The organism is Rhodococcus phenolicus, from assembly GCF_001646785.1.
GTDB classification, from domain to species: domain Bacteria; phylum Actinomycetota; class Actinomycetes; order Mycobacteriales; family Mycobacteriaceae; genus Rhodococcus; species Rhodococcus phenolicus.
The window spans coordinates 106,503-129,944 of the sequence record NZ_LRRH01000001.1; the positions used below are offsets into that span (position 1 = coordinate 106,503).

General features: G+C 68.9%; 23 protein-coding genes, 1 pseudogene and 1 riboswitch. Of the genes and pseudogenes, 5 read left to right on the forward strand and 19 right to left on the reverse strand.

The window, feature by feature from the left end:
- Window positions 1–16: 16 nt before the first annotated feature.
- From trpS to A8G15_RS00575, 6 genes are all read right to left on the reverse strand, one after another.
- Window positions 17–1,057 (reverse strand): tryptophan--tRNA ligase, encoded by a 1,041-nt coding sequence (trpS, locus tag A8G15_RS00550; RefSeq protein ID WP_068154286.1) that lies wholly within the window; start codon window positions 1,055–1,057, stop codon window positions 17–19.
- Between the two features lie 13 nt (window positions 1,058–1,070).
- Complete coding sequence (locus tag A8G15_RS00555) at window positions 1,071–1,496, reverse strand: barstar family protein (RefSeq protein ID WP_082899582.1); 426 nt, start codon at window positions 1,494–1,496, stop codon at window positions 1,071–1,073.
- On the reverse strand, window positions 1,496–1,951 hold the full coding sequence (locus A8G15_RS00560) for a guanyl-specific ribonuclease (RefSeq protein WP_082899568.1): 456 nt from the start codon (window positions 1,949–1,951) through the stop codon (window positions 1,496–1,498). Before A8G15_RS00560 ends, A8G15_RS00555 begins: the two co-directional genes overlap by 1 nt.
- Window positions 1,948–2,751 (reverse strand): exodeoxyribonuclease III, encoded by an 804-nt coding sequence (locus A8G15_RS00565; RefSeq protein ID WP_211270092.1) that lies wholly within the window; start codon window positions 2,749–2,751, stop codon window positions 1,948–1,950. Before A8G15_RS00565 ends, A8G15_RS00560 begins: the two co-directional genes overlap by 4 nt.
- Before the next feature lie 5 nt (window positions 2,752–2,756).
- The gene (locus tag A8G15_RS00570; protein WP_068154290.1) at window positions 2,757–3,986 is read right to left on the reverse strand and encodes an MFS transporter; all 1,230 of its coding nucleotides are present in this window, start codon (window positions 3,984–3,986) and stop codon (window positions 2,757–2,759) included.
- 138 nt (window positions 3,987–4,124) lie between these two features.
- On the reverse strand, window positions 4,125–5,342 hold the full coding sequence (locus tag A8G15_RS00575) for an NADP-dependent isocitrate dehydrogenase (protein ID WP_068154292.1): 1,218 nt from the start codon (window positions 5,340–5,342) through the stop codon (window positions 4,125–4,127).
- Window positions 5,343–5,597: 255 nt separating this feature from the next.
- A riboswitch (SAM riboswitch) is annotated at window positions 5,598–5,715 on the forward strand.
- A gap of 131 nt (window positions 5,716–5,846) precedes the next feature.
- On the opposite strand from A8G15_RS00575, the gene metX reads away from it, so the two are divergent.
- Window positions 5,847–6,977: a homoserine O-acetyltransferase MetX gene (gene metX / locus A8G15_RS00580; protein WP_068154293.1), complete on the forward strand. Its 1,131-nt coding sequence runs from the start codon at window positions 5,847–5,849 to the stop codon at window positions 6,975–6,977.
- A gap of 10 nt (window positions 6,978–6,987) precedes the next feature.
- Here the strand turns inward: metX and A8G15_RS00585 are convergent, their stop codons facing one another.
- The 4 genes from A8G15_RS00585 to A8G15_RS00600 are packed head-to-tail and all read right to left on the reverse strand — an operon-like array spanning window position 6,988 to window position 9,999.
- On the reverse strand, window positions 6,988–7,272 hold the full coding sequence (locus A8G15_RS00585; RefSeq protein WP_068154294.1) for a DUF3017 domain-containing protein: 285 nt from the start codon (window positions 7,270–7,272) through the stop codon (window positions 6,988–6,990).
- A 20-nt stretch (window positions 7,273–7,292) separates the two neighbouring features.
- Complete coding sequence (locus tag A8G15_RS00590; protein ID WP_211270093.1) at window positions 7,293–8,147, reverse strand: bifunctional methylenetetrahydrofolate dehydrogenase/methenyltetrahydrofolate cyclohydrolase; 855 nt, start codon at window positions 8,145–8,147, stop codon at window positions 7,293–7,295.
- 34 nt (window positions 8,148–8,181) lie between these two features.
- Window positions 8,182–8,760, reverse strand: a complete 579-nt coding sequence (locus tag A8G15_RS00595; protein WP_068154297.1) for a pentapeptide repeat-containing protein — start codon at window positions 8,758–8,760, stop codon at window positions 8,182–8,184.
- Window positions 8,761–8,811: 51 nt separating this feature from the next.
- The gene (locus A8G15_RS00600; RefSeq protein ID WP_082899583.1) at window positions 8,812–9,999 is read right to left on the reverse strand and encodes a winged helix DNA-binding domain-containing protein; all 1,188 of its coding nucleotides are present in this window, start codon (window positions 9,997–9,999) and stop codon (window positions 8,812–8,814) included.
- A 49-nt stretch (window positions 10,000–10,048) separates the two neighbouring features.
- On the opposite strand from A8G15_RS00600, the pseudogene A8G15_RS00605 reads away from it, so the two are divergent.
- Together A8G15_RS00605 and A8G15_RS00610 are read left to right on the forward strand one after the other, a co-directional pair.
- Window positions 10,049–10,688, forward strand: a pseudogene (locus A8G15_RS00605) (pyridoxamine 5'-phosphate oxidase family protein).
- A 71-nt stretch (window positions 10,689–10,759) separates the two neighbouring features.
- On the forward strand, window positions 10,760–11,224 hold the full coding sequence (locus A8G15_RS00610; RefSeq protein WP_068154465.1) for a tRNA (cytidine(34)-2'-O)-methyltransferase: 465 nt from the start codon (window positions 10,760–10,762) through the stop codon (window positions 11,222–11,224).
- Between the two features lie 68 nt (window positions 11,225–11,292).
- Here A8G15_RS00610 and A8G15_RS00615 read toward each other — a convergent pair whose 3' ends face one another.
- From A8G15_RS00615 to A8G15_RS00650, 9 genes are all read right to left on the reverse strand, one after another.
- Window positions 11,293–12,111, reverse strand: a complete 819-nt coding sequence (locus A8G15_RS00615) for an RsiV family protein (RefSeq protein ID WP_068154298.1) — start codon at window positions 12,109–12,111, stop codon at window positions 11,293–11,295.
- The gene (locus A8G15_RS00620; protein WP_068154299.1) at window positions 12,104–12,988 is read right to left on the reverse strand and encodes a DUF4349 domain-containing protein; all 885 of its coding nucleotides are present in this window, start codon (window positions 12,986–12,988) and stop codon (window positions 12,104–12,106) included. The genes A8G15_RS00615 and A8G15_RS00620 overlap by 8 nt, the downstream gene beginning before the upstream one ends.
- Window positions 12,989–12,998: 10 nt before the next feature.
- Entirely contained in the window at window positions 12,999–16,244 is a 3,246-nt protein-coding gene (locus tag A8G15_RS00625; protein WP_068154301.1) for an error-prone DNA polymerase, read from the reverse strand.
- Between the two features lie 132 nt (window positions 16,245–16,376).
- The gene (locus tag A8G15_RS00630; RefSeq protein WP_082899569.1) at window positions 16,377–17,468 is read right to left on the reverse strand and encodes a serine hydrolase domain-containing protein; all 1,092 of its coding nucleotides are present in this window, start codon (window positions 17,466–17,468) and stop codon (window positions 16,377–16,379) included.
- A 144-nt stretch (window positions 17,469–17,612) separates the two neighbouring features.
- Window positions 17,613–18,338, reverse strand: a complete 726-nt coding sequence (locus A8G15_RS00635; RefSeq protein ID WP_068154302.1) for a response regulator — start codon at window positions 18,336–18,338, stop codon at window positions 17,613–17,615.
- Window positions 18,326–19,423 (reverse strand): sensor histidine kinase, encoded by a 1,098-nt coding sequence (locus A8G15_RS00640; RefSeq protein WP_245687661.1) that lies wholly within the window; start codon window positions 19,421–19,423, stop codon window positions 18,326–18,328. The genes A8G15_RS00635 and A8G15_RS00640 overlap by 13 nt, the downstream gene beginning before the upstream one ends.
- The gene (locus tag A8G15_RS00645; protein ID WP_068154304.1) at window positions 19,420–20,082 is read right to left on the reverse strand and encodes a DedA family protein; all 663 of its coding nucleotides are present in this window, start codon (window positions 20,080–20,082) and stop codon (window positions 19,420–19,422) included. Before A8G15_RS00645 ends, A8G15_RS00640 begins: the two co-directional genes overlap by 4 nt.
- Before the next feature lie 163 nt (window positions 20,083–20,245).
- Window positions 20,246–20,419 (reverse strand): hypothetical protein, encoded by a 174-nt coding sequence (locus tag A8G15_RS30995; protein ID WP_169833846.1) that lies wholly within the window; start codon window positions 20,417–20,419, stop codon window positions 20,246–20,248.
- A gap of 73 nt (window positions 20,420–20,492) precedes the next feature.
- Window positions 20,493–21,872 (reverse strand): MBL fold metallo-hydrolase, encoded by a 1,380-nt coding sequence (locus A8G15_RS00650; protein ID WP_068154306.1) that lies wholly within the window; start codon window positions 21,870–21,872, stop codon window positions 20,493–20,495.
- Between the two features lie 168 nt (window positions 21,873–22,040).
- On the opposite strand from A8G15_RS00650, the gene A8G15_RS00655 reads away from it, so the two are divergent.
- Both A8G15_RS00655 and A8G15_RS00660 read left to right on the forward strand, forming a co-directional pair.
- Window positions 22,041–22,643 carry a rhodanese-like domain-containing protein gene (locus A8G15_RS00655; protein ID WP_068154308.1) on the forward strand — a complete coding sequence of 201 codons (603 nt, stop codon included), beginning with the start codon at window positions 22,041–22,043 and terminating at the stop codon, window positions 22,641–22,643.
- Between the two features lie 25 nt (window positions 22,644–22,668).
- Complete coding sequence (locus tag A8G15_RS00660; protein ID WP_068154309.1) at window positions 22,669–23,442, forward strand: sulfite exporter TauE/SafE family protein; 774 nt, start codon at window positions 22,669–22,671, stop codon at window positions 23,440–23,442.

Genomic DNA, 23,442 nt, shown 5'->3' on the forward strand with positions numbered 1-23,442 from the left:
ACGCTCCTTCTGCGGTCTACTTCCTGGGCAGGAATCCCACCTTGTCATAGACCTGGGCGAGTGTCCGGGAGGCGACGTCGCGCGCCCGGTCTGCGCCGTTCGACAGGATCCGGAGCAGTTCGGATTCGTCGGAGAGGTACTCGTCGACCTTCGCCCGCAGCGGCGTGACGAATTCGGTGAGCACCTCGGCGGTGTCGTTCTTGAGATCGCCGTAGCCCTTGCCCTCGTACCCCGCCACGAGCTCGTCGATGCCCCGGCCCGACAGCGCCGACTGGATGGTGAGCAGATTGCTCACGCCCGGCTTGGCGTCGCGATCGAAGCGGATTTCCCGTTCGTTGTCGGTGACGGCCGACTTGATCTTCTTGGCGGAGACCTTCGGGTCGTCGAGCAGGTTGATCAGTCCCGCTGCGGTCTCGGCGGACTTGCTCATCTTCGACGTCGGATCCTGCAGGTCGTAGATCTTCGCGGTGCCCTTGACGATGTGCGGCTCGGGTACGACAAAGGTCTTGCCGTAACGCTTGTTGAAACGCTGCGCGAGATCGCGGGTGAGCTCGAGGTGCTGCCGCTGGTCCTCGCCGACCGGGACCTGCTGGGCGCGGTAGAGCAGGATGTCGGCTGCCATCAGCATCGGATAGGTGAACAGCCCGACGCCGGCGTGCTCGGTGCCCTGCTTCGCGGACTTGTCCTTGAACTGCGTCATGCGACTGGCCTCGCCGAAGCCGGTCATGCAGGTCAGCACCCACGACAGTTCGACGTGCTCGGGCACCTGGCTCTGCACGAACAGCACCGACCTGTCCGGGTCGATACCGACCGCGAGCAGCTGCGCGGCGGAGACCAGCACCCGCTTGCGCAGTTCCTTCGGGTTCTGCGGCACGGTGATCGCGTGCAGGTCCGGGATGAAGTAATAGGCGTCGAACTCGTCCTGCATCGGCACCCACTGCTGCAGCGCACCGAGGAAGTTCCCGAGGTGGAAGGAGTCCGAGGTGGGCTGAATGCCGGACAGCACCCGAGGCCGGGCGGTCGGCGCGGTGGCGTTCTGATCTGCAGTGCTCGACATGCTCTCGATACTTTCACGCACCGGGTTCGGCGCTGCGACCGAGGTCGCCGTGCCCGGCTACCGCGAATCGCTCCACGAGGGCCGCACTGTGCTGCGCCGGAACCTGCAGGATCACCCGCAGCGGTATCTGTCCGAGTACCGTGACGAACCACGCGAGCTGATCCGGCTCGCCGGTGAGCAGTTCGTGCGCGTCGAAGACGAGCACCGAGGGGTCGTCGGCTTCCCGGACCTCGGAGAGGCACTCGTCGAATGCATCCTTGTTCGCACCGAAGTAGTAGGGAAACTGCAGGGCCGCGGCGAACTCGTCGAACACCCCGTCCAGGGTCGTCATCCGCCGGCCGCGCACGTGCACGACGACGTGCCCCTCCTCGTGCAGCCGTTCCTCGAGGTCGGCGGCCGCGGCACGGGTGGTCTCCAGCAGTGTCAGATCCGCTCGCATCAGCACATCCTCGTGAACGACTCGTAGTGGTCGGCGGTGTACCACGCCGATCCGTCCGCACCGGTGACGATGCGTTCGGCGTCGCGGCTGCGGCCCGGCTTCTTCGGATTGACGTCCCACTCCCGGTAGGCAGCGGGTTGCCCGTCGTCGCCGACAGCAGGCAGTTCGCCTTCGTAGTTGCCGAACCGCCGCCCGCCCTGGGTTCCCGGGGCATCGTCCGGAGGCCAGTCGCCCGCGTCGATGAGTTCGAGCGTGTCCCAGACGTGGTCCGGTATCGGCCCGGTCGGGTCGCAGGTGACGGTGTCGTCCGCGGCGGGCGATGTGCTCGCCGGAGCCGACAGCAGCGGCGCGACGGTCGTACCGGTGTCCGTGCCGGTTCCGCCACACGCCGCGACGATCATCGCGACGACCGCGGCCAGCAGCGCGAACAGGGCGGTGCGGGCGGTCCGGCTCACGGGAATTCGACCGTCACCGGCGCGTGATCGGACCAGCGTTCGGCGTACGTGGCGGCCCGCTCCACGCGGGCCGTGGTCACCAGTTCGGCGAGCGCCGGGGTCACCAGGTGGTAGTCGATACGCCAGCCGGCGTCGGTGTCGAAGGCCTTGCCGCGGTACGACCACCACGAGTACGGACCGGCTGTGTCGCCGTGGTGCTCACGCACGACGTCGCGCCACTGGCCGGTCGCGAGCAGATCGCCCACCCATTCGCGTTCGTGCGGCAGGAAGCCGGACTTGCGGACGTTGCCCTTCCAGTTCTTGATGTCCCGTTCGGTGTGCGCGATGTTCCAGTCACCGCACACGAGCATGTGCCGGTCCGCCGCGACGACTTCGGCCGCGCGCTCCCCCAGGTACGCGGCGAGCGACTTCATGAATCGCTCCTTCTCGTCCTGCTTCGGGGTTTCCGCCTCGCCGGTGGGCAGGTAGAGGCTGCCGACCGTCAGGTCACCGAAGTCCGCTTCGAGGTAGCGGCCGGTGTCGGCGAAGCTCTCGTCGCCGAAGCCGACGCGGACCGCATCCGCCGGGACGCGGGACAGGATCGCGACACCGGCACGGCCCTTCGCGGAGGATTCCGCGCCGACGACCTGCCAGCCCGCGGCGAGAGCGGGCGCGATCGCCGCGTGGAACTGCTTCTCGGTCGCACGGACCTCCTGCAGGCACACGATGTCGGCGGCCGACCCCTCGAGCCAGTGGAGCAGGCCCTTGGTGGCCGCGGCGCGCACGCCGTTGACGTTGACGGTGGTGATGATGCGAGGCACGGCGGTCACCGTATCCGACGCAGCCGACGGATACGGTTCGACGGGACGGTGTCGAGGCGAACGGACACGGCGAGGACCGCGACCCCGGCGAGCGCGAGCACGGCACCGACCGCCGCGGGCGCCGTGTAGCCGAACCCGGCGGCGATGACGAGACCGCCGAGCCACGCGCCGAGCGCGTTCGCGGCGTTGAGCGCGGCATGGTTCAGCGACGCGGCGAGGGACTGCGCCTCGGCGGCGACGTCCATGAGCCGGGTCTGCAGGCCGGGTATCAGCGCGGCGTTGGTCGCGCCGATGAGGAACAGCAGGACGAACGCGGTGACCGGGTGACGGGCACCGGCGACGAACAGGCCGAGCAGCACGGCGTAGACGATCATGCCGCCGATCAGGCCGGGGATCAGCGCCCGGTCGGCGATGCGGCCGCCGGCGAGACTTCCCACGACCATGCCTGCGCCGTAGACGGCCAGTCCGATCGGAACCACCGAGCGGGCGACGCCGGTGATGTCGGTGAGGGTCGTCGCGAGATAGGTGTAGACGGCGAAGCACCCGGCGAATCCGACGGTCGCGACGGTCAGTGTCAGCCACACCTGTCGCCGCCGCAGCGCCCCGAGTTCGGTGATCGGGTTGGTGACGGGCATCGACACCGCCGGCACCCACGCGACGATGGCCGCGACGGTCGCGGCGCCGATGACCACCACGAGCCCGAATGCGGTCCGCCAGCCGAGGGATTGCCCGAGCCACGACGCGGCGGGCACACCGACGACGTTGGCGACCGACAGGCCGAGCATCACCTGCGCGACGGCGCGAGCGCGGCGCTGCGGGCCTGCGAGATGCGCGGCGACCAGGGCGGCGACCCCGAAGTAGGCGCCGTGCGGCAGGCCTGCGAGGAACCGGGCCGCCACGAGCAGCCCGTAGCCGGAGGCCACGACCGACGCGGCGTTACCGAGCGTGAAGACCGCCATGAGGGCGGCGAGCAGTGTCTTGCGGGGAACCCTCGCGGCGAGGACGGCGAACAGCGGAGCTCCGACGACGACGCCCAGCGCGTACGCCGAGATCGTGTGGCCGGCGGTGGGTTCGGTGATGGCGAGGTCGGCGGCGATCTCGGGAAGCAGTCCCATCGCGACGTATTCGGTGGTGCCGATTCCGAAGCCGCCCAGGGCCAGCGCGAAGACCGCGAGGGCGCGGTTGCGGACGGTTCCGGACCCGGTGGGCGGGTGCGCGAGGTCGGTGAGGGTCACGGGAGTCCATTGTCTGCCCGCGGCCGGTCGTTCTCCGCGCGAGGAGGCGTGAGTTCACTCACTGGGCCGGACAGGCAGACGAGAAACGGGACGCCTCCGCGTGTGGAGGCGTCCCGTTTCATCGGGTGGAGCTGTGCGTCAGGCGCGAGCCTTCTGCAGGTTCTCGTCGAGCGTGCCGAGGAACTCCTCGGTCGTCTGCCATCCCTGCTCGGGTCCGACGAGCAGAGCGAGGTCCTTGGTCATCTGGCCGGCTTCGACGGTCTTGATGACGACGTCCTCGAGCTGCTGCGCGAACTCGATCACCTCGGGGGTGTTGTCGAGCTTGCCGCGGTGCTCGAGGCCACGGGTCCAGGCGAAGATCGACGCGATCGGGTTGGTCGACGTCGGCTTGCCCTGCTGGTGCTGACGGTAGTGGCGGGTGACGGTGCCGTGCGCCGCCTCGGCCTCGACCGTGCGGCCGTCCGGGGTCATGAGCACGGAGGTCATCAGGCCCAGCGAACCGTAGCCCTGCGCGACGGTGTCGGACTGGACGTCGCCGTCGTAGTTCTTGCAGGCCCACACGTAGCCGCCCTCCCACTTGAGGGAGGAGGCGACCATGTCGTCGATGAGGCGGTGCTCGTAGGTCAGGCCCGCGGCGTCGAATTCCGCCTTGAACTCTTCCTCGTAGATCCGCTGGAACTCGTCCTTGAACATGCCGTCGTAGGCCTTCAGGATCGTGTTCTTGGTCGACAGGTAGACCGGGTAATTCTGCTGCAGGCCGTAGGCCAGCGAGGCGCGCGCGAAGTCCTGGATGGACTTCTTGTAGTTGTACATCCCCATGACGACGCCGCCGTCCTCGGGGATCTTGCACACCTCGTGCTGGATCGGCTCGCTGCCGTCCTCCGGGGTGTAGGTGATGGTGACGGTGCCGGCGCCGGGGACCTTGAAGTCGGTGGCGCGGTACTGGTCGCCGAATGCGTGACGGCCGACGATCACCGGCTTGGTCCAGCCCGGGACCAGGCGGGGAACGTTCGAGATGATGATCGGCGCGCGGAAGATGGTGCCGCCGAGGATGTTACGGATGGTGCCGTTGGGCGACCGCCACATCTTCTTGAGGCCGAATTCCTCGACGCGCGCCTCGTCCGGGGTGATGGTCGCGCACTTGACGCCGACGCCGTGCTTCTTGATGGCGTTCGCCGCGTCGATCGTGACCTGATCGTCGGTGGAGTCGCGGTACTCGATCCCGAGGTCGTAGTACTCGAGATCGACATCCAGGTAAGGGTGGATCAGCTTGTCTTTGATGAACTGCCAGATGATGCGGGTCATCTCGTCGCCGTCGAGTTCGACGACCTTGCCTTCAACCTTGATCTTGGACATGTGCGCTTCGTGTCCTCCTAGGACGTTTCCTCGGCCCGATTCGACCGCACTTTGTGAGTACGGTCTCACACTGCTCAGGGATCTGAGCATGGACGTGTTCACACGCGGGGAACACGTGCCAAACAAGACAAGCGTACTGCTATTCCACCGGAGCGCAAAGCGCCGGTTCACTACCGACCGGTAACTTTGTGCTGGTCAGCGGACGGCTCGGCCCCGCTTCCGGCGCCGCGGAACGAGCCGCTAAACTGCCGTTCAGGTCATGAGTGCCAGCATCGAGCCCCGGCTTGCTGGCCGGCAACCCTCCGGCCAGGGTGGGGTGCTCCGGGTGAAGACCGGGCTGATCGGCGCAGAGGCCGGACAGCAAGCCTGCACAGGGAGGTAGTCACCATGAGAGTTGTGATCATGAGCTGTCGCGCATAGATCCGACCCAGCCCTCACCTCCCCCGGCCAGAAGGACGAGATGACCACCACCGCCAGCCCCACCGTCGTCGAAGTGGCAGCGTCTTGACGGCGGGCACCGACCGGCGACCCGTCGAACTACCGCCCGAGGACGGCAGACTCGGTCTCGTCGACATCGGCGCGCTGACGCTGGAGAACGGCGAGAACCTCCCGAACGTCACCCTCGCGGTGCAGCGCTGGGGCGCGCTCTCCCCCGCCCGCGACAACGTCGTGCTCGTCGAGCACGCGCTCACCGGCGATTCGCACATCACCGGACCGGCCGGACCGGACCATCCCTCGCCCGGATGGTGGACCGGCATGGTCGGGCCGGGCGCCCCCATCGACACCGACCGCTGGTGCGTCGTGGCCACCAACGTGCTGGGCGGCTGCCGAGGCAGCACCGGCCCCGGCAGCACGGCGCCCGACGGCAAGCCGTGGGGGTCGCGGTTCCCGCAGATCACCATCCGCGATCAGGTCGCCGCCGAGGCGGCCCTGCTCGACGCGCTCGGCATCGAGACCCTCGCGGCCGTCACCGGCGGATCCATGGGCGGCATGCGCACGCTCGAGTGGATCGTCACGCATCCCGAGCGGGTCCGCGCATCGCTGATCCTCGCGGTCGGTGCCCGCGCCACCGCCGACCAGATCGGCACCCAGACCACCCAGATCGCGGTCATCACCGGCGACCCCGACTGGCAGGGCGGCGACTACCACGGCACCGGGCGCCGTCCCGATGCCGGGCTGGGCATCGCACGCCGCATCGCACACCTGACCTACCGCACCGAGGAAGAACTCGACTCCCGCTACGCGAATTCCGCTCAGGCCGACGAGGACCCCTGGCGCGGCGGCCGGTACGCCGTGCAGAGTTACCTCGACCATCAGGCCGGCAAGCTGGTGTCGCGGTTCGACGCGGGCACCTACGTGATTCTCTCCGAGGCCATGAACCGCCACGACGTGGGACGCGGACGCGGCGGGGTATCCGCCGCACTCGCCGCGTCGCCCGTTCCGGCGATCGTCGCGGGCGTCAGCTCCGATCGGTTGTACCCGCTGCGGTTGCAGCAGGAGATCGCCGACGGGCTGCCCAACTGCGACGGTCTGCGGGTCCTCGAATCACGGGACGGGCACGACGGATTCCTCACCGAGGCCGACGCGGTCGCGAAGCTCCTGGTCGAGCTGATGGATCTGGCCGACCGCGACTGACCGGTCGCGGTCAGCCGGTGCCGAGCGGGTCGATCGAGACCGCCAGCGCGACGATCGCCCCTCCCACCAGAAGCAGCGCCGCAACATCGAATCCTTTGCTGCGCACGGCCAGCACCCCGACCTGCTCGGGGGCCAGCGCCCACCGCAGAACACCCGCGAGAATCACGGCGCCACCGAACACGAACGCGCCACGACGCCATCGGTCCGCGAGCACCAGCACGACCGCGGCGGCGATGACCACTGTCACCGCCACCAGCGGCAGGTTCCGGCGGGCGAACCGCATCCAACGGTCCATCCGAGTCGCCTGTGTCCGGATCAGAGGCCGGCCAGTTGCTCGGCCCGCTCCACCACGTTCGTGAGCAGGAAGGCACGGGTCAGCGGGCCGACGCCGCCGGGGTTCGGCGAAACGAATCCGGCGACCTCGCGCACGTCGTCGGCGACGTCGCCGCGCAGCCCGTCCGCGGTGCGCGAAACACCCACGTCGAGCACCGCCGCGCCCGGCTTGACCATGTCCGCGGTGATCAGACCCGGCACGCCCGCGGCCGCCACGACGATGTCGGCGCGCTCGATCTCGGCCTTCAGATCCTTCGTGCCGGTGTGGCACAGCGTCACGGTCGCGTTCTCGCTGCGTCGCGTCAGCAGCAGACCGATGGGACGGCCGACGGTGACACCACGGCCGACGACGACCACGTGCGCACCGGCGATGGGAACCTCGTAGCGGCGCAGCAGGTGGACGATGCCGCGCGGGGTGCAAGGCAGTGGGGCCTCCTTGCCGAGCACGAGCCGGCCCAGGTTCACCGGGTGCAGTCCGTCGGCGTCCTTGTCCGGGTCGATGCGCTCGAGCGCGGCGTTCTCGTCGAGATGCTTGGGGAGGGGAAGCTGCACGATGTAGCCGGTGCATGCGGGATCGGCGTTGAGCTCGTCGATGGCGGCGTCGAGCTGTTCCTGGGTGATGTCGGCGGGCAGATCCTTGCGGATCGAGGTGATGCCGACCTTCGCGCAGTCGTTGTGCTTGCCGCGCACGTACGCGGCCGATCCGGGATCGTCGCCGACGAGGACGGTGCCGAGGCCGGGCGTGATGCCCTTCGCCTTCAGCGCGGCCACGCGGGCCGTCAGGTCCTCGAAAATCTCGTCGCGGGTTGCCTTGCCGTCCAGGATCGTCGCAGTCACGACAGCCATTGTCGCAGGTCCGTGTCCCGGTCTTTCAACGGCGGTCGGGCTCGTCGACCTCGAGGCGGTGAGCGCGGGCATAGTCGGTCGCCTGCGACCGCTCGATCCGGGTGTGGTCGAGTTCCGCACTGCGCCACAATGCGGGACCGATGTGGGCACCGCGCAGGTCCGCGCCGTCCAACCGCACCCCGACGGGCCGCGCGCCCAGCAGGTCCACCGACCGCAGCACCGCGTAACGCATGTCCGCCCGGGTCAGGTCGGCATCCCGGAAGATGCAGGTACCCAGATCCAGGCCGCGCAGGTCGGCGCTGCGCAGCGACGCGCGGGTGAAGTCGACGTCGTCGAGCACGAGGTGGTGCATCGGGCACTGCGTGAACGACGAACCCACCAGCGAACAGCGCCGGAAGGTGCTGTCCGACAGGTCCGTCCGGGTGAATGTGCACGATCGGTAGGTGCTGCGAAGGTGACTGCTGCCCCTGAGGTCGGCGTCGGTGAAGTCGCAGTCGACGAAGACCGCGTCCTCGATGATCGAGCCGCGCAGATCCGCGTCGCGGAAACTCCGTCCCGTGACGCGGGCTCCTCTCCACAGGACCTCGGTGTTGTCGCTGCCCATATCTTTCATCGTCCACGCCGCACCGGTTCCGGCAAGCCGCCGACCGAGCGGTCAGCTGCGACCTGCGAGTTCTTTCGCCAGCGGAGTCGGAAACCTCGCCATGATCCGCACGCCCGCCACCCACGCACCGAGGCGATCCGCTTCCTTCTCGAGCGCCGCGGTCCCCTCCGCTCCGATGTCCTCGAGCAGATGCAGTGACACCGCACCGGAGTCGTCCTGCCACCACGTGCCGACGATCCGGCCGTCCCACCACGCGGTTGGGCCCGCATTGCCCACGGAGTCGAACAGTTGCTTCCGGTACGGGCCGAGGTACCAGTCGCGTTCGGACCACCCCATCGTCGTGGGATCCAACGTCGGCAGCAGGGCGCCCCACGGTTCGACGGGTGCCGTCGGCTCGAGATCGTCGGGCAGCAGATAGCCGGTGCGGCCGCCGAGATCGACCTCGACCGCCTTCAGTTCCGCCAGCGCCGCGCGCACGGCCGTCAGGGTCGACCCGAGCCACCACTTGATGTCGGCCTCCGTCCCGGGACCGAAGGCACGCAACCACATTTCGACGAGCGCGCGCAGCCCGGTCGCCTCGTCGCAGGGATCGATTCCGGCACCGAGCCACGACTCCGTCGCCGCCCAGTTGTGCCGCGACACCCTCCACGAGCCGTTGTTCGACGCCCGCACCACCTTGCCCGACGCCGACAGCACGGTCAGCACCCGTGGACCGAACGAAACCTTTCCGCCCCACGACTTTCCGACACCGTAGTCCATGGCGCCCCCGAGCAGCGGGATCTCGGCGCGCAGTTCCGTGGACGTCGCTTCCCGCCCGTCGGACAGCGCGTCGAGAACCAGGCCGCTCACCTCGTCGAGCCAGCGGTCGCCGTCCCGGTGCAGTCCGGACGCCTCGGCGTCCTTGACCAGCCTGCGCCGCTCTGCCGCGGCCACCCGATTGCTCGCGCCGGCCTGCGCGAACGGCACGACGTGTCGCGGGAAGACGAAAATGGTCCGCCGCATCGACAGGTGCTTGACCAGCGAACGGTCGGTGTAGAGCGCCTCGTCCAGGTCCGCGACGGCGAAATCGGCAACGCGCGCCCACGCCGAGAGATACACCGTCGCCGCGTCCGTCCCGTGGAGGCACACCATGCTCGTCGCCGCGTCCACCGCGTCCACGGCACGACGACTCGGGCACAGGCGGTGCCTGCGAGCCAGTCGCGCCCTGCGTTCGTCCACTCCGACCGTGCGCACCGTCATGCCGGTCACTGTAGATGCGGCCACCGACACCCGTTGGTAGCGTCGAACGGTGAACTGGACCGAGATCCACAATCCCGACGAGTTGACCGCCCTGTTCGGCACGCCGACGTTCCGGGCGGCGAACAAGGTCCGGGCGCGGCTACATCCGCTCGACGTCGATTGGCTTGCCGCGTCGCCGTTCTGCCTGGTGGGCACATCCGACGAGACGGGCCGCTGTGACGTCCCCCCAAGGCGACCCGCCCGGACGGCTCGTGCACGTCCTCGACGACACCACCATCGCGTTGGCCGAACGCCCCGGCAACAAACGCGTGGACGGCTACCGCAACATTCTCCGGAATCCGTTCGTGGGCTTGAACTTCTTCGTGCCCGGCCGCGGCGACACGCTCCGGATCAACGGCCGCGCCCGGCTGGTGACGGAGGCACCGTTCTTCGACGAGCTGCGTGTCGCCGACCATCGCCCGATCCTCTGTCTGGTCGTCGAGATCGAGGAGATCTTCCACCACTGCGCAAAGGCGTTCATGCGGTCGAAACTGTGGGATCCGGACACGTGGAATCCTACCGCTCTGCCGTCGGTCGCGGCGCTGGCGAAGGCGACCGTCCCCGACGCACCCGAGACTCTCGAGGAACTCGAACGGTACTACGGCCCGTCCTACGCGCAGCAGCTGTACCGCCCGCAGCAGCCCCGGTGACGCATGCCGCGTGAGACGGTGCCGACGGCCCTCCGTCGGTGCTCCGCTCCGGCTCTGGCAAGCTGGTCCGGGTGTTCCGAGTGATGTTCCACGAGCCCCGCATACCTCCCAACACCGGCAACGCGATCCGTATGGTCGCCGGTACCGGCTGCGAGTTGCACCTGGTGGAACCGCTCGGATTCGACCTGTCGGAACCGAAACTGCGGCGGGCGGGGCTGGACTATCACGACCTTGCTTCGGTGACGGTGCACGCCGGTCTCCGGGAAGCCTGGGACGCACTGCAACCGGAACGGGTGTACGCGTTCACCGCGCACGGCGACGTGTCGTACGCGTCGATCGACTACCGCCCGGGGGACGTGTTGCTGTTCGGTCCGGAACCGACGGGCCTGTCCGACGAGGTGCTCGCGGATCCGCACGTCACCGCGCGGGTGCGCATTCCGATGATCCCGGGCCGCCGGTCGCTGAACCTGTCGAACGCGGCGGCCGTCGTCACCTACGAGGCTTGGCGCCAGCACGGATTCGCCGGCGGCGTCTGACGCTCGCTCCTGCGGGGGACGGCCGCGCGTGGCCGGTTCGCGCGGTTGTCTCCCGGATCGGCGGGTGTTCAGCTCGCGACGACGGTCGCGAGGTACGGGTCCACAACGTCACCCAGGTTCTCCCACGGCACGGTGATCGTGACGAGTCCGATGGCGTGCGGACCGACCTGGTAGTCGTCGAAGTGGATCTCCATCCCGTCGGGCGTCGGCAGCCAGTTCGCGTAGTTCGCCTCCTGCGGGGCGATCCCTTCGGGATAGAACTCCGGGCCGGCCACTGTGCCGGGGAGAAGCCGGGCCGCCTGCTCCGACAACCGGTTCAGCCCGGCCTGCAGATCGGGGAACAGGTCCTGCAACGTGATCGGGGCGGCGGTGTCGGTGTTCACCACCACCGTGGCGACCAGCGGAGTCGGGTGGGCTCCCGGCGGATTCGCGTTGTAGGAGGTGACGAGGAGCCCCGCGACGACGTGATCCCCGATCCGGGTCACCTCGTGTTGCTGCGTCGAGAGCGTGTAGCTCGCATCGCCGGGGTGACGGATCTGATCGTCCAGCGCCGCCCGCATCGACTCGTTGAACTCGGTGACGACGGCCGGGTCCCCGCCGCTGATCTGCGGGATCATCACCTCGTAGTCGACCGGGCCGGTCGAGCCCGACACCAGGATCTCCTCCGCCCGGTACGGCGCGGACTCCCCGGCTGCCCCCGTGGACGGAGCCGGACGCGTCGGCGGAGAATCGGAGGTGTCCGCGTCGGGAGTATCGGTTTGCGCTGCAGCAGTGGGTGATTCGGCGACGGGCGTACCGGTTTCCCCTCCCCCGCCACACGCCGCCAGCAGCACGGTAGCGGTCGCGCATGCGCCGGCCGCGAGAATTCGTTTCCGTCGGCTACTCATCGTCCACCTCTGCCATCGTGTTCTCATCGGGGGTTTCCGACGGATCGTCGGGGGTTACGGGCCGACGGCGTCCGATGCGGGCGAGCAGCCGGACGATCAGGTAGACGACGCCCGCACCGACGAGGAGGAACACGATCCACGGGAGGGCGACCCCGAGCGCGACGATCGAATCACCGACCGCGGAACGCAGGTGGTCCCAGCCCGCGACCACCCCGTCCCAGAAACTGTCGCGATCGTCGGGACGGCGCGGTTCGGCGCTGATGTCGACGATGAGGGTGGACAGGTCGATCTGGTCCGACAGGTACCGCTGCTGCGCGGTGAGGCTGTCCAGCTCGGCCTGACGGTCCGCCAGCGCGTTCTCCGCTTCGATGAGATCGGCAGTGTTCGCGGCGGACGCCATCAGTGCCCGCAGCCGGTCCACCGACGCCTGCAGGGCGGAGATCCGGGCCTCGAGGTCGGTGTACTGCAGGGTGACGTCGTCGCGGGTGGTGGTCAGGCTGGTCACCTCACCGAGTCCGCGGAGCTCGTCGACGGTGCCCTCGAGCCGGTCCGCCGGCACCCGCACCGTGAGCACGCTGCTGATCTCCGGTTGTTCGGTGACGGAGTCGACGCGCCCGCCCGAGTCCTCGACGATCGTCACGACCTGCCGTCCGGCGGCGACGGGATCGGCGGCGGTGAGCATCAGTTGTCCGGTGACGATCTCCTTGCGTTCGGTGACCTGCGTGTCGGACGGCGCGGATTCGCGGGTGCCGTCGGCGAGGGACGGCGAGGCCGGAACGGACCCGGCCGGACCGCCCCCGGAATCGGTGTCTGTTCCACCGCAACCGGTGACGAGCAGAGCCATCGCCGTGACCAGGACCACCAGCAGCCGTCGCATGGCGGCGATCCTAACGAAAGTCGCGGGACTTCCCCGCCATTCGCAGATCCATCCGCTGCAGCCGGTCCGCGACGACGGTGACCGCGCCCTCCGCGTTCTGTACCCGTCCGCGCACCAGCAGCGCCGGGGCGGTGTGCGCGAGGGTGCGGTACTTCGCCCACAGGCCCACCGAGCACACCACGTTCACCATGCCCGTCTCGTCCTCGAGGTTGAGGAACGTGACGCCCGCGGCGGTCGCAGGCCGCTGCCGGTGGGTGACGGCACCCCCGACGAGCACCCGCTGTCCGTCGGGCACCTGCAACAGCCGTCCGGCGGGCACGACGCCGAGCGCGTCGAGTTGCGGGCGCAGGAACTGGGTGGGGTAACTGTCCGGCGACACTCCCGTGGCCCACACGTCCGCCGCGGCGAGTTCGACGTCGCTCATGCCGGGCAGCGCGGGGGCCTGCGTGGACGCCCCGATGCCGGGAAGCCGTCCGGGGCGTTGCGCTGCCGCCGCACCCGCTGCCCACAGTGCTTCGCGACGGGTGATGCCGAAACCGGCGAGCGCTCCCCCGGTGGCGAGCGATTCGGCCTGCGCGGTGCTCAATTCGATTCGCTCGGTCAGGTCCGGGAACGAGGTGTAGGGGCCGTGCGCGTCGCGTTCGGTGACGATCCGCTCGGCCAGTGCGTCGCCGATGTGCCGGACCGCGCCGAGGCCGAGCCGTACCTCCCGGCCCCGGTTCTCGGTGGTGGCGTGCGCGAGGCTCGCGTTGACGTCCGGGCCGTGCACGGGCACCCCGTGCCGGCGGGCATCGGCGACGAGGGACTGCGGAGAGTAGAACCCCATCGGCTGAGCGCGCAGCAGGCCGGCGCAGAACGCCGCCGGATGATGCAGTTTGAACCAGGCGGAATAGAACACCAGCGACGCGAAACTCTGCGAATGACTTTCCGGAAAACCGAAATTCGCGAAAGCATACAACTTCTCGTAGATGCGGTCGGCGACGTCGCCGGTGATGCCGTGCCGCTCGCGCATGCCCTCGTAGAGCCGGCCGCGCAACCGTTCCATCTTCTCCGTCGACCGTTTCGCGCCCATCGCTCGGCGCAGCTGGTCGGCTTCGGCGGCGGTGAACCCGGCAGCGTCGACGGCCATCTGCATCAGCTGTTCCTGGAACAACGGCACCCCGAGGGTCCGTTTCAGCGACTTCTCGAGGCACGGATGGTCGTAGGTGACGGGTTCGAGGTCGTTCCGGCGCCGGATGTAGGGGTGAACGGACCCGCCCTGGATCGGCCCGGGCCGGATCAGCGCGACCTCGACCACCAGGTCGTAGAACTTCCGCGGTTTCAGCCGCGGAAGCGTCGCCATCTGTGCCCGCGACTCCACCTGGAACACTCCCACCGAGTCCGCGCGGCACAACATGTCGTAGACGCCGCGCTCGGTGAGATCGAGCTGCGCGAGATCGACGGTGACGCCTTCGTTCTCGGCGACCAGATCGATCATGTAGTGCAGCGCGGAGAGCATGCCGAGACCGAGCAGGTCGAACTTGACGAGTCCGGCTGCGGCGCAGTCGTCCTTGTCCCACTGCAGCACGCTGCGACCGGGCATCCGGGCCCACTCGACCGGGCACACGTCGGCGATGGGCCGGTCGCAGATGACCATGCCACCGGAGTGGATGCCCAGGTGCCGCGGCAGTCCTTCGATCTGCGCGGCGAGTTCGAGCACCGGGCGCGGGATGTCGGTGTCGGTCTCTGCGGCGACGCCGTGCCAGCGGCTGACCTGCCGGCTCCACGCGTCCTGCTGGCCCTGCGAGTGACCGAGCGCGCGGGCCATGTCGCGGACGGCGGATTTGCCGCGGTAAGTGATGACGTTGGCGACCTGCGCGGCGTATTCGCGCCCGTATTTGCTGTAGACGTGCTGGATGGCCTCTTCGCGGCGGTCGGATTCGATGTCGATGTCGATGTCCGGGGGGCCGTCACGTTCCGGGGACAGGAACCGCTCGAAGAGCAGTTCGTTGCGGACCGGATCGACGTTGGTGATGCCGATGGCGTGACACACGGCCGAGTTCGCCGCCGAACCTCTTCCCTGGCACAGGATGTCGTTGTTCTTGCAGAACGTGACGATGTCGTGCACGACGAGGAAGTAGCCGGGGAAATCGAGCCGGCCGATGATGTCGAGTTCGTGTTCGAGCTGGCGGTACGCGGCCGGATTGCGTTCCGGCGGGCCGTAGCGGCGGTGCGCGCCGTCGAAGGTGAGCCGGCGCAGCCAGCTGAGTTCGGTGTGACCGGCGGGCACGTCGAACGGCGGTAGGTTCGGCGCGATGAGCCGCAGGTCGAAGGCGCATTCGCGGCCGAGTTCCGCGGCGTGGCGCACGGCGCCGGGGTGGGCGGCGAACAGGGCTGCCATCTCGGCGCCGGAACGCAGGTGCCCGCCGCCGGTCGGGGCGAGCCGGCCGGCGGCGTCGTCGAGGCTCTGCCGATCGTGGATCGCGGCCATCGCCATCGCGAGCCGCCTGCGGGACGGGTCCGCGAAGTGCGCGGCGGTACTCGCGATGCACGACAGCCCGTGTGCGGCGGCGAGTGCGGCCAGTGCGGCATTGCGCTCGTCGTCGTCGGGCAGGCCGTGGCAGGTCAGTTCGACTGTGACGCGGCCGGCGCCGAACCGGTCGATCAGATCGCGCAGGGCGACCGCGGCCGCGTCGGGACCGCCGGCCTCGAGGGCCCGCCGGACGTGCCCGCGACGACAACCGGTCAGGATCTGCCAGTGGTCGCCGGCCGCGTCGGCAAGCGCATCGAGGTCGTAGCGGGGGGCGCCTTTGGTACCGCCGGCGAGGTGCGCGGCGGCGATCTGCCGGGACAGCCGCCGGTAACCTTCCTGCCCGCGGGCCAGGACCAGCAGGTGCGCGTCGTCGAGGGTGAGCTCGGCACCGAAGACGGTGGGCACCTTCAGTTCCCGTGCGGCCTCCGCGAACCGGACGACTCCGTACATGCCGTCGTGGTCGGTGAGTGCGAGTGCTTCGAGGCCGAGCCGCGCGGCTTCCTCGACGAGTTCCTCAGGCGTGGAGGCGCCGTCGAGGAAGCTGAACGCCGAATGGGTGTGCAGTTCGGCGTACGGCACGACCGGCCCGTCCGGCCGTCGCACCCGCGCCTCGTACTCCGGGCGGGTGCGCGACCAGGCCGGGCTGTCGCCGCCGTTGCCGGGGAACTCCGGCTCGCGGCGGGGACGGCCGGACAGGACGCGTTCCAGTTCGGCCCAGGTGGGCGGGCCGTTACTCCACCCCATGCACCCACACCCCGAACTCGAACACGCGTTCGATCATAGCGGATTCTCGTGCGCCGGACTCACCGGCAGGGTCCCGGAGTTCCCGATCCGGCGGGGGTGGCGAGAACGACTTCGATCGCTCGCCACGCACGGTCATGCATCTGCGAGGCAGTAGGCAGCGGTTGCCATCGCAGCGAACCCGAGAAAACCGTCGTCGTCTCCGGAGGCCCTGAGCAGGGTGAGGCCACGGCCGTTGTCGTGGCGATAGGCGTAGGTGACGTAGCCGAGCAACTGCCCGCCGTGTCCCCACAACTGTCCGCCACACGGGAGATCGAACCGTTCGAGCCCGAGACCGTAGTGGAATCCCATCCCCATCGGGACGGTCGTGCGCATCTCGGCGAGAGTCGGCGCGGTGAGCAGGCGGCCGCCCAGCAGCGCATCGAGAAATGTCGCCAGGTCGTCACTGGTCGAGATCATTTCGCCGGCAGCCCAGTCGAGGGTCTCGTTCTGCTCCGTGACGTCCACCCGGCGACCGTCGTCGAGTTCGACCACGGCGCGGATCGCGGGTTCCGGGAGGCTGGCGTCGGAGCCGGGCACGGAGGTGCCGGTCAAGGCGAGCGGTTGCAGGATGCGTCGTTCGATCTCGGTCCCGTAGGGCCGGCCGGTGACCGCCTCGATCAGGAGGCCCGCGACGATGTAGTTGGTGTTGGAATACCGGAACCTCTCGCCCGGAGAGAAGTCCGGCGGGCGGGTGAACGCCTGTTGCAGCAGTTCGTCGGGTGTGTAGTCGCGGAACCTGTCGTCACCGCGCCAGCGGTTGGTCGACCAGCCTTCCGCCTTCATGTAATCCGGGATCCCGCTCGTGTGCTGGAGGACCTGACGAACGGTGATCCCCTCTCCTCCTCGAACTGCACCGGGCAGGTACGTCTCGACAGGGGAATCGAGTTCCAGCCGGTCTTCGTCGACCAGCTGCAGCACCACCGTGGCGACGAGTGTCTTGGTGACGCTGCCGATCCGGAAGTGCTCGGATCCGGTGACGGGATTTCCGGATCCCGGCTCGCGTACACCCGCGGTCCATGTCGTCCCGTCCACGGTGAGCACGGTCGCCGAGGTCCCCGAAGGGACACCGACGAGCAGGGAAATCGTCTGGTCACGGGCCGAGGCCAGGGCTGTCGCACCGATCGCCCCGAGCGTCAGGGTTGTCACCAGCGCTGCGATTGCGAGCCGTCGGGCGGATTCGATCATCGAAGTCACGTGAACAACGCTAGGAACTTGTCGCGCTGTTCCCACTGCGGACAGCCGCCGTATTCGTGGCGGATTCCGGCCCGACCGGCACTGCGGTTTTCCCCAGGCGTGCACGCACGGCCCGACGGGCAGGCAGACACTGCATCACCGGCCTGCGTCAGTGCTGCCCGGGAGATCCGTTCGTGCAGCAATCCTCCCGCCGACGTCGGAACCACCGATCCTGCTGGTGCTTTCGAGATACAGCAGGACCGCACGCACCCGCCTGCTTCGGTCCGCGTCCCGGGGCAGATCGAGTTTGGTGAAGATCGAGTTGACGTGCTTTTCCACGGCGCTGACCGACATGTGGAGCCGGTCGGCGATACCCGTGTTCGTCAACCCCTGGGCGAGCGTTTCGAGCACCTCACGTTCGCGTGCGGTGAGTCCGGCGATCGGATCGGATCGTCGCGCCCTGGTGAACAGCTGCCGGACGACTTCGGGGTCGAACGCGGTGCCACCCGCAGCGACTCGCTCGAGGTCGGTGAGAAACGCCCCGACGTCCGAGACGCGGTCCTTGAGCAGATACCCGACCCCGCCCAATCCGCTCGTCAGCAGGGTCGTCGCGTTGCGATGCTCGACGTACTGGGACAGAACGAGCACGGCGAGATCGGGATGTTCCGCCTTCAGCCGATGGGCGGCGTCGATGCCCTCCGTCGAGAAGGTCGGCGGCATCCGCACATCAAGCAGAACGAGATCGGGGACCTCACGCGACACGGCGTGATGCAGTTCGACAGCGTTGCCCACGGAGGCCACCACGTCGTGACCCTCGTCGGCGAGCAACCGGGACAGGCCCTCCCGGAGAAGGGCCGAGTCCTCGGCGATCACGATGCGCACGGAATCCTCGCTTCCACGACGGTCGGCCCTCCCGCAGGACTGTGGACCGACAGTGTGCCGTCGAGAGCGGCGACACGGCGCTGCAGACCGGTCAGGCCCGAGCCGGACGGATCGGCACCTCCGGACCCGTCGTCGATCACCGTGAGGGTGACCGCGCACCCACCGGCAGTGGCGGTCACGGCGACCCGTTCGGCACCGGAGTGTTTGGTCGCGTTCGTGACGGCTTCGGCAGCAACGTAGTACACCGCGGCCGCGACATCGTGAGGTGGTTCCGAGGTGATCCGCAGATCCAGGTCGACAGGCAGGAACGTGTGCGCCGACAACCCTTCCAGAGCTGCGACGAGTCCGTGTTCGTCGAGCACCGCCGGATAGATCCGCCACGCCACGTCGCGTAGTTCTGCAAGCAGTGCCTGCGCCTGGGCGACCGCGTGGTCGAGGTCGGCCACCAGGTCGTCGTCACCGCGCTCGGCCTTGCGGCGCGTCCGGCCGATGGCGAGGGCCAGCGCCACGACTCGTTGCTGCACGTCGTCGTGGAGGGCACGTTCGATTCGGCGTCGCTCGTCGTCGATCGCGGCGACGACGTCCGCGCGGGTGCGCTGGAGTTCACGCAGCCGGTTCTGGGCTGTGTCGCCGTCGAGGGTGCGGAGTGCCAGCCGAACGTCCCACTGCCCCACGATCATCGCCAGTCGCACCGCGAGGTAGACCGCGATCGCGGCGACGACGAGTGCCACGATTCCGTCAGCCGGCGGGATGCGGCCGCCGAGCAGCAGGACGATGCTCCAGGCCGCGTACCCGGAGCCGGCAGCCAGGACCACGACGACGGCGATGCCGGCCGGAAGGCCGTAGACCAGACGGCCGAGCAGGTACCCCGCCGGGTCGCGATCCGGAAGGTCGCGGACGGCCTCGGCCCCGTACCAGTGAGCCAGGCGCCCACGCTCCCTCGCCACTGCTCGGCACAGCAATTCCTGCCTTCCCCCCGCCAGCGCCGCAACACCCGGCACGGCGGCGGCCGTGCCGAGCACACTCCCGGCGACGGCACGACAGGAATCCTCGAGCGGACGTCGGAGATGTCGAATCACGGTCACGATCCGACCCTACGGGCACGAAGCGAGCGGATGCGACGGACCACGAACACCGCGACCGCCCCGGCCACGGCGGCGATCACCGCTTTCTGGAGCACGTCCGCGTACGGTTCGACAACTCCCCAGTTCTCGCCCAGCGCGTACCCGGCGAGCACGAACGCCGAGTTCCACAGTGCACTGCCCGCCGCGGTCAGTAGCAGGAAGCGCCCCAGAGGCATCGCCTCCACCCCGGCAGGAACCGACACCAGGCTGCGCACGAGCGGGACCATCCTGCCGAGGAACACCGCCTTCGTCCCGTGGCGGGCAAACCATTCCTCACTGCGTTCGAGGTCGGTCGTACTCACCAGAGGCAGTATCGCAACCAGTGCGTACGTCCGCCGGCGCCCGACTGCGCGTCCGGCGAGACAGAGCAGCAACGCACCGATGACGGAGCCGATGGTTGTCCAGGCGACGGCCGCGACGAGGGAGATCTCGCCGCGGGAAGCCGTGAATCCGGCGAGCGGCAGGATCACCTCGCTGGGTATCGGCGGGAACAGATTCTCGGCGGCCACCGCGAGGCCCGCTCCCGGAGCTCCGAGCCGTTCCATGAGGTCGACCGCGAGGCCCGCGAGACCGCCGAGATCACCGGTATCGTTCTGCGCCAGGGCACGTTGGAGATTCATGCTTCGAAGGCTAGGAACGGATACCGTCTCGTTCCCTGCAGTTTTCCGCCGAATTCCCACACCCGGGGATGCGGATTTCCGCACCCCTGCCACGACAGCCGCCACTGCCCGAACACCGAACCCGGAGCGGCCGCCTCGCCGACAGATGGCGAACGGGCGGGGATCAGCGACGGAACAGCGACCGCAAAGCCGGGCGCCGCTCCTGGACCGGCGAGGCGTCCTGGCTGCACGTGCAGCGATCTGCGGCGGGCACGGTGCGCATGACCGCGTCGACATGCTGTCCGCAGCCTCCCCAGCCGGTCTTGCCGCAACGGGTGCAGGTGACGGGGTAACACATGGGATCCTCCTCGGATCGAAAGGGTGTCGGAATCGGGTGACGCGGGGCCGGGTGGCCCCGTGCCGTCGGGTGATCAGGCCGGGACGTGGGCCTCGGCCCAGGCGTTGTAGCCACCGAGCAGGTCCGAGACGTCGTCGAATCCCTGGGCGCGCAACAGCGAGGCCGCCACACTCGAACGCCATCCGCCTGCACAGTGCACCACGATCGGCTTGTCGTCCGGCACCTGATCCAGTCGGGTTCGCAGCTGCGCCAACGGAATCGGGATCGATCCCGGAATGGTGCCGAGTTCGCGCTCGCCGGGATTGCGGATGTCGACGAGGCGCACCGCGCCGGCGGCGAGCAATCGGTCGAGTTGCTCGACGGTGGTGCGCGGCGCGGCCTCGACCAGTTCGGCCAGTTCCGCGGGGAACACCCCGTCCCGGTCGACGGCGAGATAGCCTGCCGCGCCGTCCGATCCGATCCGGGCCAGGCGCACCGCCGCGTCCTGTTCCTCACCGGGGTAGGTGATCAACACGATCTTCTCACCGACGTCGGCGACCATACCGCCGGTCTCGGCGAAACGGCCGTCGAACCCGACGTTGACCGAACCGCGCAGGTGCCCGGCGGCGAAGTCGTCGACGCTGCGCGCGTCGAGCACGAGGGTGCCGGCGGCGAGTTCGGCCTTCACCTGCGCGGGCGTCGATTCCGGAATGGTGCGGTCCTGCGCGAGCAGCGGATGGATCCGCTTGTTCATCGCAGCGTCGACCGAGAAGTACGACGGAGCGACCGGCTGACCCTCGGTGACGAGGGCGACGAAGGCATCCTCCGTCATCGGCTGCACCGACGGGTTCGTGGCCCGCTGTTCGCCGATCGTGGAGGTCAGTTCCGCCGACAGGTTCTTTCCACACGACGAGCCTGCGCCGTGTGCGGGCATCACCGTGACCCGGTCGGGAAGAGTCAGGAGCTTCTCGTGCACGGTGCGGTACATGGCCCGGGCCAGATCCGCCGTGGATCCGTCGCCGAGGTTGACCAGATCCGGGCGGCCCACGTCCCCGATGAACAGCGAATCGCCGGTCAGCACCGCGGTCGGGACGGCGTCGTGCCGCTCACGCACCAGCACCGAGATCGACTCCCAGGTGTGCCCCGGTGTGGCCAGGATCTCGAGCTCGACCTCGCCGAGCGACAATCGCTCGCCGTCGCGCAGCCGGCGGATCGGGTAGTCGGTCTCGGCGGCCTCCCCGAACCCGATCCAGGCGCCGGTGGCCGCGACCAGTTCGAGGTGACCGGACACGAAATCGGCGTGGAAGTGCGTGTTGATCACCCCTTCGATGGTCAGCCCGTATTTTGTTGCGTCGTCCAGATATTCGGCGATGTCGCGACGCGGATCGACGACGACTGCCCGGCCGGTGCTCTCGTCACCGATCAGGTACGACGCGTGCGAAAGGCATTCGATGTAGTACTGCTCGAGAATCATGGGCTCCTCCGTAACTGGTGCCGGATGGGCTCCCGGCGATCTTCCGGGGGGATGTGGACAGGTTGACATATACCCCCTAGGGTATGTCAAGTACCCCCGGGGGTATTCCCCTGGCGGAGGTACGTCTTGCCGCACGGCGCCTGCCGTCACCCGAATCGAAAGGCCCACATGAACGAGTCCACCGCTGCCACCGTCGATGCCATCGCCCTGCGTGAGCTCATCGACTCCGGCAAGAACGTGCGTATCGTCGACGTCCGGACGCCGGGCGAATTCGAGTCCGTCCACGTTCCCGGGGCCTACAACGTGCCCCTCGACCTGCTGCGCGAGCACCGCGACGAATTTCTCGCCCACTTCGACGAGAACATCGTGCTCGTGTGCCGCTCCGGGCAGCGCGCCGCGCAAGCCGAGGAGACCCTACGCGCCGCAGGACTGTTCAACGTCCGCATCCTCGACGGCGGAATGCTCGACTGGGAAGCCGCCGGCCTCCCCGTGACGCGCGGCATCCGGCGCTGGGACCTCGAACGGCAGGTCCGCCTCGTTGCCGGCTCGGTCGTGCTGGGCTCGGTCCTGGCCAGCGTCGCCGTGCCCCGGCTGAAATGGCTCGCGGCCGGCATCGGCGGTGGACTCGCCTTCGCCGCGGTGTCGAACACCTGCGCGATGGGCGCCGCGTTGTCGAAACTGCCCTACAACCGCGGCGCCTCGTGCGACGCGGGCACCATCGTCGCGCGGCTGACCGAATCGACGAACGTCGCGGACGGGCACCGGCCGTGAGCGCACCGGCACCGGGAGGCCCGAGATGACGTGGGTGCTCGCACTCGGCTTCGGCGCCGTGATCGGCGTGCTGCTGGGACTGCTCGGCGGAGGTGGATCGATCCTTGCGGTCCCCGCGCTGGTCTTCGGCCTGGGACTGGGTATCGAGCAGGCGATTCCGATCTCGCTCATCGTCGTCGGTGTGGCCTCTGCGGTGGGCGCACTACCGAAAGTGCGGGCCCATCAGGTGCAGTGGCGGCTGGCAGCGGTCTTCGCTGCCACCGGCATCCCGGCCACCTTCGCCGGCAGCGCCGTGGGGAGGCTGCTGCCCGAGCAGGCGCTGCTGACCGGGTTCGCGGTGGTGATGGTCGTCGCCGGAGTGCGCATGCTCGCCGACCGCGGCGACACCGGAACCGCCTGTTCGACGCAGGGATCCGGGATCGACTGGCGCAGGTGCGCGTCCCGCGCCGTTCCGGCAGGCTTGGTGGTGGGTTTCCTCACCGGATTGTTCGGTGTCGGCGGCGGATTTCTCATCATTCCGGCCTTGGTACTCATGCTCGGCGTCGAGATGCCCGTCGCGGTGGGCACCTCGCTGGTGATCATCGTCGCCAATTCCGCGGCCGGGCTGGTCTCGCATCTGAGCAGCACGAACATCGACTGGACGATCACCGCCGCGTTCGCCGGCACCGCGATCGCCGGGTCGCTGATCGCCGGGCATCTGGGAACCCGGTCGGACACCGGCCGGCTCCAACGCTGGTTCGCGTATCTGGTTTTCGCTGTGGCTGCCTACGTACTCGTCGACGTCGTCGCGTTGCGCTGA

What these genes read in the sequence shown, in the direction of transcription:
- trpS (WP_068154286.1), bottom strand. Translation starts at nt 1,057, where the DNA reads ATGTCGAGCACTGCAGATCAGAACGCCACCGCGCCGACCGCCCGGCCT.
- A8G15_RS00555 (WP_082899582.1), bottom strand. Translation starts at nt 1,496, where the DNA reads ATGCGAGCGGATCTGACACTGCTGGAGACCACCCGTGCCGCGGCCGCC.
- A8G15_RS00575 (WP_068154292.1), bottom strand. Translation starts at nt 5,342, where the DNA reads ATGTCCAAGATCAAGGTTGAAGGCAAGGTCGTCGAACTCGACGGCGAC.
- A8G15_RS00585 (WP_068154294.1), bottom strand. Translation starts at nt 7,272, where the DNA reads ATGGACCGTTGGATGCGGTTCGCCCGCCGGAACCTGCCGCTGGTGGCG.
- A8G15_RS00595 (WP_068154297.1), bottom strand. Translation starts at nt 8,760, where the DNA reads ATGGGCAGCGACAACACCGAGGTCCTGTGGAGAGGAGCCCGCGTCACG.
- A8G15_RS00600 (WP_082899583.1), bottom strand. Translation starts at nt 9,999, where the DNA reads ATGACGGTGCGCACGGTCGGAGTGGACGAACGCAGGGCGCGACTGGCT.
- A8G15_RS00615 (WP_068154298.1), bottom strand. Translation starts at nt 12,111, where the DNA reads ATGAGTAGCCGACGGAAACGAATTCTCGCGGCCGGCGCATGCGCGACC.
- A8G15_RS00620 (WP_068154299.1), bottom strand. Translation starts at nt 12,988, where the DNA reads ATGCGACGGCTGCTGGTGGTCCTGGTCACGGCGATGGCTCTGCTCGTC.
- A8G15_RS00625 (WP_068154301.1), bottom strand. Translation starts at nt 16,244, where the DNA reads ATGGGGTGGAGTAACGGCCCGCCCACCTGGGCCGAACTGGAACGCGTC.
- A8G15_RS00630 (WP_082899569.1), bottom strand. Translation starts at nt 17,468, where the DNA reads ATGATCGAATCCGCCCGACGGCTCGCAATCGCAGCGCTGGTGACAACC.
- A8G15_RS00645 (WP_068154304.1), bottom strand. Translation starts at nt 20,082, where the DNA reads ATGAATCTCCAACGTGCCCTGGCGCAGAACGATACCGGTGATCTCGGC.
- A8G15_RS30995 (WP_169833846.1), bottom strand. Translation starts at nt 20,419, where the DNA reads ATGTGTTACCCCGTCACCTGCACCCGTTGCGGCAAGACCGGCTGGGGA.
- A8G15_RS00650 (WP_068154306.1), bottom strand. Translation starts at nt 21,872, where the DNA reads ATGATTCTCGAGCAGTACTACATCGAATGCCTTTCGCACGCGTCGTAC.
- A8G15_RS00655 (WP_068154308.1), top strand. Translation starts at nt 22,041, where the DNA reads ATGAACGAGTCCACCGCTGCCACCGTCGATGCCATCGCCCTGCGTGAG.
- A8G15_RS00660 (WP_068154309.1), top strand. Translation starts at nt 22,669, where the DNA reads ATGACGTGGGTGCTCGCACTCGGCTTCGGCGCCGTGATCGGCGTGCTG.